This is a genomic window from Novosphingobium sp. SG919 (genome assembly GCF_012932495.1).
Lineage (GTDB): Bacteria > Pseudomonadota > Alphaproteobacteria > Sphingomonadales > Sphingomonadaceae > Novosphingobium > Novosphingobium rhizosphaerae.
Map to the genome: position 1 here is coordinate 1820157 of NZ_JABCNG010000001.1, position 13606 is coordinate 1833762.

Annotated in this window: 16 protein-coding genes; 9 read left to right on the plus strand and 7 right to left on the minus strand. The window is 66.3% G+C overall.

The window, feature by feature from the left end:
- Positions 1–10: 10 nt before the first annotated feature.
- The 4 genes from kdpB to FHT19_RS08175 form a co-directional block, all read right to left on the minus strand.
- On the minus strand, positions 11–2008 hold the full coding sequence (gene kdpB, locus FHT19_RS08160; RefSeq protein ID WP_169474985.1) for a potassium-transporting ATPase subunit KdpB: 1998 nt from the start codon (positions 2006–2008) through the stop codon (positions 11–13).
- A gap of 29 nt (positions 2009–2037) precedes the next feature.
- Entirely contained in the window at positions 2038–3753 is a 1716-nt protein-coding gene (gene kdpA, locus FHT19_RS08165) for a potassium-transporting ATPase subunit KdpA (RefSeq protein WP_169474542.1), read from the minus strand.
- Between the two features lie 13 nt (positions 3754–3766).
- Entirely contained in the window at positions 3767–3856 is a 90-nt protein-coding gene (gene kdpF / locus FHT19_RS08170) for a K(+)-transporting ATPase subunit F (protein ID WP_168555055.1), read from the minus strand.
- Between the two features lie 104 nt (positions 3857–3960).
- Entirely contained in the window at positions 3961–4272 is a 312-nt protein-coding gene (locus FHT19_RS08175; RefSeq protein WP_169474543.1) for a hypothetical protein, read from the minus strand.
- A 216-nt stretch (positions 4273–4488) separates the two neighbouring features.
- Here FHT19_RS08175 and FHT19_RS08180 point away from each other — a divergent pair, with 216 nt between their 5' ends.
- The gene (locus FHT19_RS08180) at positions 4489–5064 is read left to right on the plus strand and encodes a DUF1826 domain-containing protein (protein ID WP_169474544.1); all 576 of its coding nucleotides are present in this window, start codon (positions 4489–4491) and stop codon (positions 5062–5064) included.
- On the opposite strand, the gene FHT19_RS08185 is transcribed toward FHT19_RS08180, so the two are convergent.
- Positions 5040–6008 (minus strand): bile acid:sodium symporter family protein, encoded by a 969-nt coding sequence (locus tag FHT19_RS08185; protein WP_168555058.1) that lies wholly within the window; start codon positions 6006–6008, stop codon positions 5040–5042. The genes FHT19_RS08180 and FHT19_RS08185 overlap by 25 nt on opposite strands.
- A 128-nt stretch (positions 6009–6136) precedes the next feature.
- Here FHT19_RS08185 and FHT19_RS08190 point away from each other — a divergent pair, with 128 nt between their 5' ends.
- The gene (locus FHT19_RS08190) at positions 6137–6982 is read left to right on the plus strand and encodes a LysR substrate-binding domain-containing protein (RefSeq protein ID WP_168555059.1); all 846 of its coding nucleotides are present in this window, start codon (positions 6137–6139) and stop codon (positions 6980–6982) included.
- Here FHT19_RS08190 and FHT19_RS08195 read toward each other — a convergent pair.
- Positions 6961–7893, minus strand: a complete 933-nt coding sequence (locus FHT19_RS08195; protein ID WP_168555060.1) for a LysR family transcriptional regulator — start codon at positions 7891–7893, stop codon at positions 6961–6963. The two genes, FHT19_RS08190 and FHT19_RS08195, sit on opposite strands and share 22 nt — an antisense overlap.
- A gap of 119 nt (positions 7894–8012) precedes the next feature.
- On the opposite strand from FHT19_RS08195, the gene FHT19_RS08200 reads away from it, so the two are divergent.
- The 5 genes from FHT19_RS08200 to aguB all read left to right on the plus strand — a co-directional run bounded on the left by FHT19_RS08200 (position 8013) and on the right by aguB (position 11625).
- Positions 8013–8711: a pirin family protein gene (locus FHT19_RS08200; RefSeq protein ID WP_168555061.1), complete on the plus strand. Its 699-nt coding sequence runs from the start codon at positions 8013–8015 to the stop codon at positions 8709–8711.
- A 76-nt stretch (positions 8712–8787) separates the two neighbouring features.
- Entirely contained in the window at positions 8788–9225 is a 438-nt protein-coding gene (locus FHT19_RS08205; protein WP_169474545.1) for an OsmC family protein, read from the plus strand.
- A gap of 35 nt (positions 9226–9260) precedes the next feature.
- Positions 9261–9581: a hypothetical protein gene (locus tag FHT19_RS08210; RefSeq protein WP_246865920.1), complete on the plus strand. Its 321-nt coding sequence runs from the start codon at positions 9261–9263 to the stop codon at positions 9579–9581.
- Positions 9582–9712: 131 nt separating this feature from the next.
- Entirely contained in the window at positions 9713–10774 is a 1062-nt protein-coding gene (locus FHT19_RS08215) for an agmatine deiminase family protein (protein WP_169474546.1), read from the plus strand.
- Positions 10762–11625 (plus strand): N-carbamoylputrescine amidase, encoded by an 864-nt coding sequence (gene aguB, locus FHT19_RS08220; RefSeq protein ID WP_169474547.1) that lies wholly within the window; start codon positions 10762–10764, stop codon positions 11623–11625. The genes FHT19_RS08215 and aguB overlap by 13 nt, the downstream gene beginning before the upstream one ends.
- Here aguB and FHT19_RS08225 read toward each other — a convergent pair.
- Positions 11622–12092 (minus strand): Lrp/AsnC family transcriptional regulator, encoded by a 471-nt coding sequence (locus tag FHT19_RS08225; RefSeq protein ID WP_169474548.1) that lies wholly within the window; start codon positions 12090–12092, stop codon positions 11622–11624. The genes aguB and FHT19_RS08225 overlap by 4 nt on opposite strands.
- Before the next feature lie 176 nt (positions 12093–12268).
- Between FHT19_RS08225 and phhA the strand changes: the two genes are divergently transcribed.
- Complete coding sequence (gene phhA, locus FHT19_RS08230) at positions 12269–13156, plus strand: phenylalanine 4-monooxygenase (RefSeq protein ID WP_169474549.1); 888 nt, start codon at positions 12269–12271, stop codon at positions 13154–13156.
- A 9-nt stretch (positions 13157–13165) separates the two neighbouring features.
- Positions 13166–13468 carry a 4a-hydroxytetrahydrobiopterin dehydratase gene (locus FHT19_RS08235; RefSeq protein ID WP_169474550.1) on the plus strand — a complete coding sequence of 101 codons (303 nt, stop codon included), beginning with the start codon at positions 13166–13168 and terminating at the stop codon, positions 13466–13468.
- The last annotated feature ends 138 nt before the right edge of the window (positions 13469–13606 follow it).

The following is a 13606-nucleotide window of genomic DNA, read 5'->3' on the forward strand; positions in this document are numbered from 1 at the left end:
GGAAATTCCTTCAGGCCAGATGCAGCGCGGCGACGAGCAGATCGATCGCCTTGATCCCGGCGAACGGGGCGATCAGGCCGCCGACGCCGAAGATCGCCAGGTTGCGCGCGAGCAATGCCCCTGCCCCCACCGGGCGATAGCGCACGCCCTTGAGCGCCAGCGGCACGAGTGCGGGAATGATCAGGGCGTTGAACATGATCGCCGAGAGGATCGCGCTTTGCGGGGTGGCCAGGTGCATCACGTTGAGCACCGAAAGCTGCGGATAGAGCACCAGGAACATCGCCGGGATAATGGCGAAATACTTCGCCACGTCGTTCGCCACCGAGAACGTGGTGAGCGCGCCGCGCGTCATCAGCAACTGCTTGCCCAGGCCCACGATCTCGATCAGCTTGGTCGGATCGCTGTCCAGGTCCACCATGTTGCCAGCCTCGCGCGCGGCCTGGGTGCCGGTGTTCATCGCCACGCCAACGTCGGCCTGGGCCAGCGCGGGCGCATCGTTGGTGCCATCGCCGCACATGGCCACCAGGCGGCCGCCCTGCTGCTCGCGGCGGATCAGGGCGAGCTTGTCCTCAGGCGTCGCTTCGGCGAGGAAATCGTCCACGCCGGATTCTGCCGCGATGGCGGCAGCGGTGAGCGGGTTGTCGCCGGTGATCATCACCGTGCGGATGCCCATCTTGCGCAGTTCGGCAAACCGATCGCGCACGCCGGCCTTGATCACGTCTTTCAGCGCGACAATGCCCAGCAGCGTGCCGTTTTCAGCCACGGCCAGCGGGGTTTGCCCCTGGCGCGCCACGTCTTCGGCGATGCGGCGCAGTTCGGCCGCCCCGGCGCCGCGCGCGGCATCGGGCGCGCTGCGCAGGATGGCGTCGACCGCGCCCTTGGTCACCACATGGCCGGCATTGTCGAGGCCAGAGATGCGCGTCTGTGCGGTAAAGGGAATGACTTGCGCGCCCTGAGGCACTTCGGGTGCTTCCAGCCCATGGGCTTCCTGGGCAAGGCGTACGATCGAGCGGCCTTCGGGGGTTTCGTCGGCCAGGCTGGCGATCAGCGCGGCCTGGGCCAAGGTGGCCGGGGCCACGCCCGCCAGTGGCAGGAAGCGGCTGGCCTGGCGATCACCCACGGTGATCGTGCCGGTCTTGTCGAGCAGCAGCACGTCGATGTCGCCGGCCGCTTCCACCGCGCGGCCAGACTTGGCCAGCACGTTGAACTGCACCAGGCGGTCCATCCCGGCAATGCCGATGGCCGAAAGCAGCGCGGCAATGGTGGTCGGGATCAGCGTGATCAGCAGCGCCGCCAGCACGGCCACGGGGATCTGCCCCCCGGCATAGCGGGCAAAGGCAGGGATGGTGGATACCGCGATCAGGAAGATGATCGTGAGGCCCACGAGCAGGATGGTGAGCGCGATCTCGTTGGGCGTCTTCTGGCGCTGTGCGCCTTCGACCAGCGCGATCATGCGATCGAGGAAGCCCTGCCCCGGTTCCTGGGTGACGCGCACGGTGATCTCGTCAGACAAGACGCGGGTGCCGGCGGTGACGGCGCTGCGGTCGCCGCCCGCCTCGCGGATCACCGGCGCGCTTTCGCCGGTGATGGCCGCTTCGTTGACCGAGGCGACGCCGGCGATCACTTCGCCATCGGCCGGGATCAGTTCGCCCGCGGCGACCAGCACCACGGCGCCCTTTTGCAGGGAGGCGGCCGAGACCTTGCTGCCATCGGGCAGGCGGGCGACAAGGTCAGACCGGGTGGCGCGCAGCGAGGCGGCCTGGGCGCGGCCGCGCCCTTCGGCCAGGCTTTCGGCAAAAGTGCCGAACAGCACGGTCAGCCACAGCCACACGATGAGCTGAAGCTGGAAGCCCAGCGACAGACCGGTGTTGCCCACGAAGAGCAGCACGGTGAGCAGCAGCGCGACCACCGCCGTGGTGAACAGCACAGGGTTGCGGACGAGCTGGGCGGGATGCAGCTTGCGCAGCGCGCCGCCCAGCGCAGGAACGACCAGTTGGGCCGAAAACATCGAGGTTGGTTGGGACACGTCAGGTATCCTCAGTAAAGCAGGCCGGCAGCGCCGGTGAGATGATCGGCCACCGGGCCAAGCGCGAGCGAAGGCAGGAAGGTGAGGCCGCCCACGATCAGGATCGTGGCGATCAGCAGGCCGATCCACAGCCCACCCGTGGTGGGGAAGGAGCCGGGGCCGGCTGGCGTCTGCTTGCGCGCCGCCAGGCTGCTGGCAATGGCCAGCACCGGGACGATGACCAGGAAGCGGCCCAGCCACATCGCCACGCCCAGCAACCCGTTGTAGAACGGAGTGCCGGCGGTGAGGCCCGCAAAAGCCGAACCGTTGTTGGCCGTAGCCGAGGTGAAGGCATAAAGGATTTCGGAAAAGCCATGCGGCCCCTTGGCCAGCGGCCCGGCGAGGCCCGCGGGCAGGACCACGGCCACGGCCGTCAGCCCCAGGATGCACAGCGGCAGGATGACGATGGCCAGCACCGCCAGCTTGACTTCGCGTGCCTCGATCTTCTTGCCCACATATTCCGGGGTGCGGCCCACCATCAGGCCGGCGAGGAACACGGCGAGCACGGCGAACAGCAGAAAGCCATAGATGCCCGAGCCGACACCGCCGATGACGATTTCGCCAAGCTGCATGTTGAACAGCGGGATCATGCCGCCCAGCGCCGTGAAGCTGTCATGCATGGCATTGACCGCCCCGCACGATGCCGCCGTAGTGACCGTGGCGAACAACGCGCTGGCCGCGGCGCCGAAACGCACTTCCTTGCCTTCCATGTTGGCGCCCATCGCGCCGAGCTGGTGCAGCATCGGGTTGCCTGCGGCCTCGCGCCACCAGACAATGGAAGCGCCCGCCACGAACAGCGCGAGCATGGCCCACAGGATCGCCCAGCCCTGGCGCGTGTTGCCCACGGCCTTGCCGAACGTGTAGGTCAGCCCAGCGCCCAGCGCGAAGATCGACAGCATCTGGACGAAATCGACCAGGGCCGTGGGATTTTCGAACGGATGGGCGGAGTTGGCATTGTAGAACCCGCCGCCGTTGGTGCCGAGCATCTTGATCGCTTCCTGCGAAGCGACCGGGCCGACCACGATGGCCTGGTGCGCGCCTTCGAGTGTGTGCGCATCGACCAGGCTGGCGAAAGTCTGCGGCACGCCACTGGCCACCAGGAACAGGGCATAGACCACGCAGGCCGGCAGCAGCACATAGAGCGTGACGCGGGTCAGATCTGCCCAGAAGTTGCCCAGGTTGCGCGTCTGCGCGCGGGCAAAGCCACGGAACAGGGCGAAGGCCACGGCAATGCCGGTCGCTGCCGAGAGGAAGTTGTGAATGGTGAGGCCGACCATCTGCGACAGGTTCGACAGCACCACTTCGCCGGCATACCACTGCCAGTTGGTGTTGGTGACGAAGGCAATCGCGGTGTTCATCGCGCCATCGGGCGAAAGGCCGGCGAGCCCACGCGGGTTCATCGGCAGCACGCCCTGCAGACGCAGGACCGCATAAGTGAATATGACCGTGACAACCTGGAACAGCATCAGGTGCAGCGCATACTGGCGCCAGTCCTGCTCCTGTTCGGGGTTGATGCCCGCCAGGCGATAAAAGCCGCGCTCGACCGGGCCGAGCACCACGTGCAGCGGCGTGCGACGGCCTTCGTAAACGGCGAAAAGCCACAAGCCGAATGGCTTGGCGATGAGCGCGACCAGTGCGGTAAAAACCAGGATCAGGCCCCAGCCCGACAAAAGGGTGGCAGATGTCATGGCATGGCCCCCGTCAAAAACGCTCGGGCCGCAAAAGCACGGCCACGAGATAGACAAGCAGGCCCGCCGCGACCAGCGCGGCGAGCGTTTCGGAAATGGTCATCGGATGGTTCCTCGGGCCGGTGGCTCAGGCCTTGGCGCAAAGCGCGATGGCGGCCAGCGTGATGCCAAACAGGCCGGCGAGCACCGCCAGCCAGACAAGATCGGTCATTGTGCGGAATCCTTGCGCGACATGGCCTTGCGCGACACCGGCAGCCAGGCGCGCGGCGGCAGCGGCTGCAGGCGGAACAGCCCTGCCCCGCCCAGGCCCAGGCCAAAGCCGGCCCACAGTGCCAGCACCATCAGCAGCGCCACCAGCAAGGCCAGCGGGCCGGGGTGGCCATGTTCGGCCAGTTCCACGTGGCGCAGGCCCTGTGCCAGCAAGGGCACGGTGGCAAGCGCGGCAAGACCGGCCAGGCGCAGGCCCCAATCGCGCCCGCGACCGCCCTTCGATTGCCGCTGCAAACCTCGAATCTCCATGATCAGCTCCTTGGCTGTGTGATGGTGCCGATGTGGGGGATGCGGCCGTTAAGGTTCCACGGCGGGGTGGGGCCATGGCATAAGGATTGCGTAAAGTTCCCCGTGGACTTGACCTGGCGCGTGCGATCGAGAATGATATGGTATCACATAACATTATCGCGAGCAGCCATGCCACTACCCCATCACCCAGCAATCGCTTGCGCACCGTGCGAAGCCGTGCTGGCGCAAATTCACCATAGCGCGGTACAACTCGCCCTGTGGCAACGCGCCAGGCCGATGGCCTTGAACTGGCTAGACGAAGTCGATCTGGCGGCGCTTGACGATATCGATTGCTGGATCGATGCCCCTTTCCGTGCGCAGGACCTGGGCCAACGCTTGCGCGAAGCGGGTTTTGCTGCGCTGCCGGGGACTGTGGCCCTTGCGGTGGAAATCGCCCGCCAGATGCGCCGGTTTGCGGCCCTGACGGACAGTCTGCGCTTGCGCCTGCGGCTTGATGTGGTGGAAACCGATGCCTGCCGCCGCTTCCACATGGACTATGTCAGCGTGCGCCTGCTGATGCCCTTGGTCGGTCCCGGTACGCAGTGGATCATGGCCAACGAGGGCCCCGAAGGCCCGGTGCGGGAAATGCAGCCGGGCCAGGTCGGCCTGTTCAAGGGGCGGCTGGCGGTGGCGGAACCGGCCGTGCTCCACCGCTCGCCACCGATCGCCGGAACCGGGCAGCGACGGCTGCTGCTGGTGCTCGATCCCAGCGCCGATGAAGTGGGCGATCAGTCCTGCGGCCGCGCGGCATAACGCCGCGCCAGCGTGGCGCAGACGAACAGTTGGGCCTGGTGAAACAGCATCAGTGGCAGCACGATCAGGCTGACGGCGTGGCCGGCGAACAGGATCGTGGCCATGGGAATGCCGCTGGCCATGCTCTTTTTCGATCCGCAGAACACGATGGTGATTTCATCGGCGGTGGAAAAGCCCAGCTTGCGGCTGGCCAGCGTGGTGGCGGCAATCACCAGCGCCAGGATCAGCAGGTTGAGCAGCAAGACGATCAGCAGGTCTGCCGGGGCCAGGCGCGTCCAAACCCCTGCCACCATGCCGGCGCTGAATGCGGCGTAGACGACCAGCAGGATCGAACCGCGATCGACATAGCCGACGATCTTCTTGTAGCGGCCGAGCCAATCACCGATGAACGGCCGCGCGATCTGGCCCGCCACGAACGGCAGCAGGATCTGCATGCCGATCGCTTCGAGCGAATGGGCCGAAAAGCCCCCGCTGGCCGACGTGGGCAGCAAGAGCGCGGTGAGGATCGGGGTGAGCGCCACGCCCACGAGATTGGACAGCGAGGCACTGCACAGTGCCGCGGGGACATTGCCCCGCGCGATCGAGGTGAACGCGATCGAGGATTGCACGGTCGAGGGCAGCACGCACAGGAACAGCAGGCCGACCGCGATATCGGGCGCCACCAACCCACCGATGAGATGAACGACGCCCAGCCCGATCAGCGGAAACAGCACGAATGTGCTGGCAAAGACCAGCGCCTGCAAGCGCCAGTGCGACAGGCCCTGCCACACCGCCTGGGGCGCCAGGCGCGCACCGTAGAGGAAGAACAGCAGCGCCACGGCCGCCGTGACCGCCACATCGGCAACCGCCACGCCGCGCCCATGCGCCGGGAACAAGGCGGCAATCCCGATCGTGCCGATCAGCAGCAGCAGATAGGGATCGATCAGAGTGCGCAGCTTGCCCATGGCGTGGTCCTTGCGAAAAACAGATGTTGCCGCAGGTAAGCGGCAAAGCATCCATGCACAATCATGATCATGGCGATAACAGTCATTCACACTCTTGATGGCAGACACGACTGTGGCATGATCGCGTGATGATCGGCCCCGACCTTTTGCGCGCATTCGTTACCGTGGCCGAATGCGGCAGTTTCACCGGCGCGGCGCGGGTGCTCGGCACCCGGCAATCGACTGTCAGCCAGCAGATCCGCCGGCTGGAAGACCTGGCCGGGCGGCGCCTGCTGGCGCGCGACACGCACCGGGTGGCGCTGTCGGCCGAAGGCGAAGCGTTTCTCGACCATGCACGTCGCGTGCTCGATGCCCATGGCCGGATGGATGCCCACCTTTCCGGGCTGCGGCTTCGCGGGCAACTGCGTTTTGGCGCGTGCGAGGATTTCGTGCTGTCGGCCCTGCCGGATGTTCTGGCGCAATTCGCGCGGCGCCATCCCGATGTCGACCTGGCCCTGACGGTGGCGCTGAGTGAAACGCTCTACGAGCAGTTCGACGCGGGTGGGCTGGATATCATCTTTGTCAAGAAACGCCCCGGTGAGCGGCGCGGCGTGACGGCCTGGCGCGAAACCGTGGGGTGGGTTGCGGCGCCGGAGTTCCGCCATGACCCGGTCGAGGCGGTGCCGCTGCTGCTCTATCCCCCGCCCAGCGTGACGCGGGCCCTCGCGCTCGACACGTTGGACCGTGCGCGCGTGCCATGGCGCGTGGCTTTCACCAGCGGGGGCCTGAGCGGATTGACGGCAGCGGCCCGCGCCGGGCTGGGCGTGATGCCGCATTCGCTGCGCCTGGTGCCGCAGGGCCTGGCGCCGTTGCGGCCGCATGGCGCACTGCCCGAATTGCCGGCCATCGAATTTGCCGTGATCGGACCGGGCGGGCACAACCTGGCGGCCGAAGCGCTGACCGCCGCCATTCTTCATTGGGCCGCACCGACCTGACCAGCAAGCGACCATGGCGGGCGTGACAAGTGCCTGGCGAGGAAATCGATCAGCACCCGCACCCGTGCCGGCCGCTGCGCACCGGGCGGCGTGACCAGATGCAGCGCGATATCGGGCACGCGCCACTCGGGCATCACTTCCACCAGGCGGCCAGCGGCAAGGTCTTCCCACACCATGAAGTCGGGTTGCAACGCGATGCCCTGCCCGGCCAGTAGCGCCGGGGCCAGCGCGTCGGCATTGTTGGCGCCCAAGCGCCCCTTCACGGTGACGACGTAATCGCCTTCCACCGCGTGGTGAAAGCGCCAGGCTTCGGGGGAATCGAGATTGGTATAGAGCAGCCCGGCATGGTGCGAGAGATCGCGCGGATGCGAGGGCGTGCCATGCGTGGCAAGATAGGCTGGCGCGGCCACCAATGGCCGGCGCACCGCGCAAAGGCGGCGCGCACGCAGCGAGCTATCATCCAGCCCGGCAATGCGCAGCACCACATCGTGCCCGCCGCCCACCACATCGACCCGCGCATCCGACAGATCGAGATCGAGCCCGACATGGGGATAAGCAGCAAGGAATTCGGGCAGCAGCGGGGCAACGTGGCGCAAGCCGAAGCCCATCGGCACGGCGAGGCGCACCAAGCCGCGCGGCACGTCGCCTTCCGCACCGGCCTGCGCCTCTGCCGCCTCGCCATCCGAAAGGATGCGCCGCGCCCGGTCCAGCACGCCGCGCCCGCTTTCCGTGAGCGCCAGGCGGCGGCTGGTGCGATGCAGCAGGGGCACGCCCAACCGCGCCTCCAACCGGGTCACCGCCTTGGACACGGTGGGCTTCGACAGGCCGAGCGCGTCGGCCGCGGCAGCGAACGAGCCGGTATCTACGACTTTGGCGAAAATAGCCCACGCTTCCAAATCCGGCAGAGACATAATGCAAATTCCTTCACCGATGGTTTTCCATCATTGCCATTTCTTTGCAAGCGGGAATGCCTAGATTGGCCCCAACAGCTGAACGGCCCTGATCGCCGCCAGCCAGACGGAGATACGCCATGATCGAACTTCGCCCCTTTTCCGGCATTGGCCGCGCCAACCACGGTTGGCTGGACGCCGCCCACCACTTCTCGTTCGCCGACTATTACAACCCGGCGCGGATGGCGTGGGGCAACCTGCGCGTGTGGAACGACGATACCATCGCGGCCAAGAGCGGCTTCCCGCCCCACCCCCACCGCGACATGGAAATCATCACGTATGTGCGTGAAGGGGCCATCACCCACCGCGACAACCTGGGCAACCAGGGCCGCACCGCCGCTGGCGACGTGCAGGTGATGAGCGCGGGCACCGGGATCACCCACGCCGAATACAATCTAGAAGATGAAACCACGCGCATCTTCCAGATCTGGATCATGCCCACCCGCCAGGGTGAACAGCCCAGCTGGGGCGCCCGCCAGTTCCCCAAGGCGGAACGCGCCGGTGAACTGGTCGTGCTCGCCAGCGGCTATGAGGAAGACAAGGACGCCCTGCCGATCCGCACCGACGCGCGCCTGGTGGCTGCCACGCTCCATGCCGGGCAAAGCGTCGATTATGTCCTTGGTGCAGAACGCAAGGGCTATCTGGTGCCCGCCACCGGCAAGGTTGCCGTGAATGGCGTGGAAGCCAACGCCCGCGACGGCCTGGCCATCGCGGATGTCGACACGGTCACGATCACCGCGCTTGAAGACAGCGAAATCGTGCTGGTCGACACGCTCTGACCCAATGCGTTCCGGGGCGGCTGCATGGCGCAGCGGCCGCCCCGCCCCTGCCTGCCGCGCCACAAGGTTTCCGGCCATGACCCAAGACGTCGCCTCGCATCTTCCCCACGCCACCGCCACCAGCACCGGCGCGGGCACGTTTCAATCCCGCCTGGCGATTGGCGGGCGCGAGGGACAGGACGACATCCTGGCCGATGAGCCCCTGGCGCAAGGCGGCCTGGGCACGGGCCCGACGCCCTATGACCTGCTGTGCGCCGCGCTGGCGACCTGCACCACGATGACCTTGCGCTTTTATGCCGGGCGCAAGGGTTGGGACGTGGGCACGGTGGAAACGCATGTGACCCACGCCCGCGTGGCGGGCCAGGTGCCGGCCGACCAGTTCACCCGCACGATCACGCTCGATCCTGCTCTCGACCAAGCGGTGCGTGCCGAACTGCTTGGGATCGCCAACCGCTGCCCGGTGCACAAGACGCTCACCCAGGGTTCGGCGGTTACCACCACGCTTGCCGCCTGACTGCCGTTCACACCTATTTCGCCAAGGGGATTGCCATGCTGACCGCAACCGTTTCACCCGCCCTCTCCCGCCAGGACTGGCTTGCCGCCCATGTTGGCGCCCATGATGCCGACAGCATCGGCTGCCGCGCCCCGGCCGTGCCCAGCCACGAGAAAACCCGCCTGAAGCGCTGGATGACGCGCCTGTTCGGTGACAACGCGCCGATGCCGCTGGCCGATCCGCGCCTGGAGGCGGTGCGCCGGTTTGCCTGCGCTACCCGTGCGGGCAAGGCCCCCGATGGCGCGTTGATCGGCGAGCTGCACCAGCGCGGGCTGGATGATGCCGAACTGGCCGCGATTGCGCGGTTTGCCGCGTGACTTGGCGTGAATCCTTTTCACCAAAAGCGTGAAAAGGTCGCGTTTGGCAGCCGCGCTGCCCTGCGCCATGATGGCGATGCACCGGGCCGATAAACGGCCCTGATGCCATCAATGGCAAAAAGGCAAACCCCATGCGGCTGGATATGTCGCCCTATCTTTCGCAAAAATTCCTCATGCCAGCGGAAACCGAACGCCACAGCGCCTGCTGGATGGCATGGCCTGTCCGTACGGAGCTGTGGGGCGGCCGCCTCGCCGAAGCGCAAGCCGATTTCGCCGCAGTGGCCCGCGCCATCGCCCGGTTCGAGCCGGTCGTCATGGTCTGCCGGGACGCCGACGTGGCGCAAGTGCGCGCATTGTGCGGCGATGCTGTCACGCCGTTCGTGGCGCCGATCGACGATAGCTGGATGCGCGATTCCGGGCCCACGTTCGTGCGGGGCAGCAAGGGGGGGCTGGCCGTGGTCAATTGGGCGTTCAACGCCTGGGGCCAGAAGTACCATCCTTATGCCGCCGATGCCGCGCTCAAGCGGACCATTGCCGAGCATCTGGGCCTGCCGCTGGTCACCTGCCCGCTGACGGCCGAAGGCGGGGCGATCCTTTCGGACGGACAAGGCACGGTGCTGACAACCGAGAGTTGCCTGCTCCACGCCAATCGCAACCTGGGGTTGACCCGCGCGCAGGTGGAGGCCGAATTGCTGGCCGCACTGGGCGCGGAAAAGATCGTGTGGTTGCCCGGCGATGCCGGTGAAGTGGAAACCGACGGCCATGTCGATTGCCTGGCCGCGATCGTGCGGCCCGGCGTGGTGATGATGGAAGATCCGGCCACCGCCAGCGGGCGGCGGGCGAAGACGCTGGCGGCCAACCGCGCCGCGCTTCTTGCCCAGCGCGACGCGCGGGGACGGCCCTTTGCGATCGTGGACTTGCCCGCCGCGCCAACGATCGATGCGCAGGACGCGCGCCACCAGCCATCCTACGTGAATTTCTATATCGCCAATGGCGCGGTGATCATGCCCGGCCACGGTGTACCCCAGGATGCTGCTGCCTGCGCCGCCGTGGGGGCCGCATTTCCCGATCGCACGGTGGTTCAGCTGGTGTTGCCCACCCTGCCTTATGGCGGCGGCTCGATCCATTGCATCACCCAGCACCAGCCCGCCCCGTACTTCCTGCCCGATGGAGGCCAGCCATGCGCCCAGTGACCGTTGCCGCCACCCAGTTTGCCTGCACGTGGGATCTTGCCGCCAATCTCGACCGCGCAGAAGCGCTGGTACGCGAGGCCGCCGACGAAGGCGCCCAGGTGATCCTGTTGCAGGAACTGTTCGAGACGCCCTATTTCTGTGCCGACGAGCGACCCGGGCACTTTGCCCTGGCCCGCCCATGGGCGGATCACCCGGTGATCGCACGGTTTGCCGATCTGGCGGCGGAATTGGGCGTGGTCTTGCCGATCAGCTTCTTCGAGCAAGTGGGATCGGCCCATTTCAATTCGTTGGCCATGATCGATGCCGATGGCAGCGAGCTTGGCCTCTATCGCAAAAGCCACATTCCGCAGGGGCCGGGCTATCGCGAAAAATACTTCTTTGCGCCAGGCGATACCGGGTTCCAGGTGTGGGACACCGCGTTTGGCCGCATCGGCGCGGGCATCTGCTGGGACCAGTGGTTTCCCGAATGCGCGCGTGCCCTGGCGCTCCAAGGGGCGGAACTCATCCTCTATCCCACCGCGATCGGCAGCGAACCGGCCTTTCCCGGCTATGACAGCCAGCCGCATTGGCAGCGTGTGATGCAAGGCCATGCCGGGGCCAACATGGTGCCGGTCATCGCCTCCAATCGCGTGGGGTTTGAAACCAACGAGGATGGCGACATCACGTTCTACGGCTCATCGTTCATCGCCGACCAATTTGGCGCGCTGGTCGCGCAGGCCCCACGTGTGGGCGAAGCGGTGGTCACCGCCACGTTCGACCTGGACGAGATTGCGCCACAGCGCGCGAGTTGGGGGCTGTTCCGCGATCGCCGGCCCGATCTCTACGGGATCATCGGCAGCCACGGCGGCTAGACTGGCAACTGCGTTGTGGCCTTGATCCGCTTGAGCGCGAAATGCGAGGCGGACGTGGCCACGGCCGGATGGCGCAGCAGGGCGTGCATCAGGAAATGCTCGTATTGCGCCATATCGTGCACCACGATGCGCAACTGGTAGTCCCACTCGCCCGACATCGAGAGGCATTCCAGCACCTCGTCCCGGTCCATCACGAACTGCTCGAAACTGCCGCGCGCCTGGGCATCATGGGATTTCATCCGCACCTGGCACACGGCGTCGAGCGACAGGCCCACGGCAGCAGGGTCGAGCAGCCGCACCGCCGGTCCGAGGACGCCTGCATCCTCCAGCGCCTTGATCCGTCGCCAGCAGGACGCCGGCGACGTGCCGATCACTTCGGCCAAAGCCGCGTGGCTGAGATCGGCCTGGCGTTGCAACGCCTGAAGCAGGCGGCGGTCGAGACTGTCGAGTGCGAGCGGGGCGGTCATGCCGGATCTTCAACATCATGTACGGGTCGAATCATGCGGCACATTTTGCACCGCAGCGAACTTTCCGATAGAAATTTATCATAAATGCCAGCTTACCGAAATAGCTGCTTCATTACCTCGTAATCGCGGCGGGAATATGAAAGGACATTGCAGGCACGCTGCGTCACACTGCTGCGATGGCCAGCGATCTTCCCACCACGCCGCCGCCTGGCGCCGCCGCAGATTGGACCGTTCCGCAGGATTGGGCGAGCTACACCGCCGCCGATCACGCCACGTGGGACACCCTGTTTGCGCGGCAGGTGCAGATGTTGCACGATCGTGCCGCACCCGAGTTCCTTGCCGGCGTGGACATGCTGCGGTTGTCGCGGCCCGGCATTCCCGATTTTGCCGAACTTTCCGACAGGCTCCATCGCGCCACCGGCTGGCAAGTGGTGGCCGTGCCCGGCCTGGTGCCCGATGCGGTGTTCTTCGATCACCTGGCCAACCGGCGGTTCGTGGCGGGGCGATTCATCCGGCGCCCCGACCAGTTGGACTATCTTTCCGAACCCGACGTGTTTCACGACGTGTTCGGCCATGTCCCGCTGCTCGCCGATCCGGTTTTTGCAGACTACATGCAGGCTTACGGCGAAGGCGGCCTGCGCGCGCAGGGGATGGACGCGCTCACCAACCTCGCGCGGCTGTACTGGTATACCGTGGAATTCGGCCTGGTGCACACGCCCCAAGGCTTGCGCATCTATGGCGCGGGCATCGTATCGTCCCATGGCGAAAGCCTGTTCGCGCTGGACGATCCCTCGCCCAATCGCCTCGGCTTCGACCTGGCGCGCCTGCTGCGCACCGACTATCGCATCGATGCCTATCAGCAGAGCTATTTCGTGATCGACAGCTTTGCCCAATTGCTCGACCAGACGCGCAACACCGACTTCGCCCCGCTCTATGCCGCTGCGGCCGGTGCGCCGGTGCTTGCCCCCGAGGCAGTGATCCCGCAGGATCGCGTGTGGCACCGTGGCACCCAAGCCTACGCCCGGCAAAACCGCACGACGGCCCAGCCGCAACCTGCCGTTTGAGGAATCTGCATGCCCCTCGCCCGAACCATCGCCCCGCTGACCGAGCCCGAACTGGCGCAGGCCCTGGCGCTCCTGCCGCAATGGCGGCATGACCCTGCGCGCGCCGCGCTGCATCGGCAGATCGTCCTTGCCGATTTTCCAGCCGCCATGGCGTTCATGGTGCAAGCGGGCTTTGCCGCAGAGCGGATGGACCATCACCCTGAGTGGGCCAATGTGTACAACCGTATCGACATCTGGCTGACCACGCACGACGCTGGCGGCATCAGTTCGCGCGATGTGGCGCTGGCGCAGGTGATCGACAGCCTGGCCTGACAATCTGCCCCAGGACCAAAGACCGCGCCCTCCGGAGTGATCCGGAGGGCTTTTTTGTGCCTGTGCACGCATGCCTGCAACGAATCGAGATTTCGTTGATCGGCGTCGAACGCACCGCGTTATCGCGTCCTATACCTT

Bases quoted from the DNA above. Each gene is read 5' to 3' on its own strand.
- aguB (WP_169474547.1), top strand. From the start codon at position 10,762: ATGCGCCCAGTGACCGTTGCCGCCACCCAGTTTGCCTGCACGTGGGAT.
- kdpA (WP_169474542.1), bottom strand. From the start codon at position 3,753: ATGACATCTGCCACCCTTTTGTCGGGCTGGGGCCTGATCCTGGTTTTT.
- FHT19_RS08215 (WP_169474546.1), top strand. From the start codon at position 9,713: ATGCGGCTGGATATGTCGCCCTATCTTTCGCAAAAATTCCTCATGCCA.
- phhA (WP_169474549.1), top strand. From the start codon at position 12,269: ATGGCCAGCGATCTTCCCACCACGCCGCCGCCTGGCGCCGCCGCAGAT.
- FHT19_RS08185 (WP_168555058.1), bottom strand. From the start codon at position 6,008: ATGGGCAAGCTGCGCACTCTGATCGATCCCTATCTGCTGCTGCTGATC.
- FHT19_RS08175 (WP_169474543.1), bottom strand. From the start codon at position 4,272: ATGGAGATTCGAGGTTTGCAGCGGCAATCGAAGGGCGGTCGCGGGCGC.
- kdpB (WP_169474985.1), bottom strand. From the start codon at position 2,008: ATGTTTTCGGCCCAACTGGTCGTTCCTGCGCTGGGCGGCGCGCTGCGC.
- FHT19_RS08235 (WP_169474550.1), top strand. From the start codon at position 13,166: ATGCCCCTCGCCCGAACCATCGCCCCGCTGACCGAGCCCGAACTGGCG.
- FHT19_RS08195 (WP_168555060.1), bottom strand. From the start codon at position 7,893: ATGTCTCTGCCGGATTTGGAAGCGTGGGCTATTTTCGCCAAAGTCGTA.
- FHT19_RS08205 (WP_169474545.1), top strand. From the start codon at position 8,788: ATGACCCAAGACGTCGCCTCGCATCTTCCCCACGCCACCGCCACCAGC.
- FHT19_RS08225 (WP_169474548.1), bottom strand. From the start codon at position 12,092: ATGACCGCCCCGCTCGCACTCGACAGTCTCGACCGCCGCCTGCTTCAG.
- FHT19_RS08190 (WP_168555059.1), top strand. From the start codon at position 6,137: ATGATCGGCCCCGACCTTTTGCGCGCATTCGTTACCGTGGCCGAATGC.
- FHT19_RS08200 (WP_168555061.1), top strand. From the start codon at position 8,013: ATGATCGAACTTCGCCCCTTTTCCGGCATTGGCCGCGCCAACCACGGT.
- kdpF (WP_168555055.1), bottom strand. From the start codon at position 3,856: ATGACCATTTCCGAAACGCTCGCCGCGCTGGTCGCGGCGGGCCTGCTT.
- FHT19_RS08210 (WP_246865920.1), top strand. From the start codon at position 9,261: ATGCTGACCGCAACCGTTTCACCCGCCCTCTCCCGCCAGGACTGGCTT.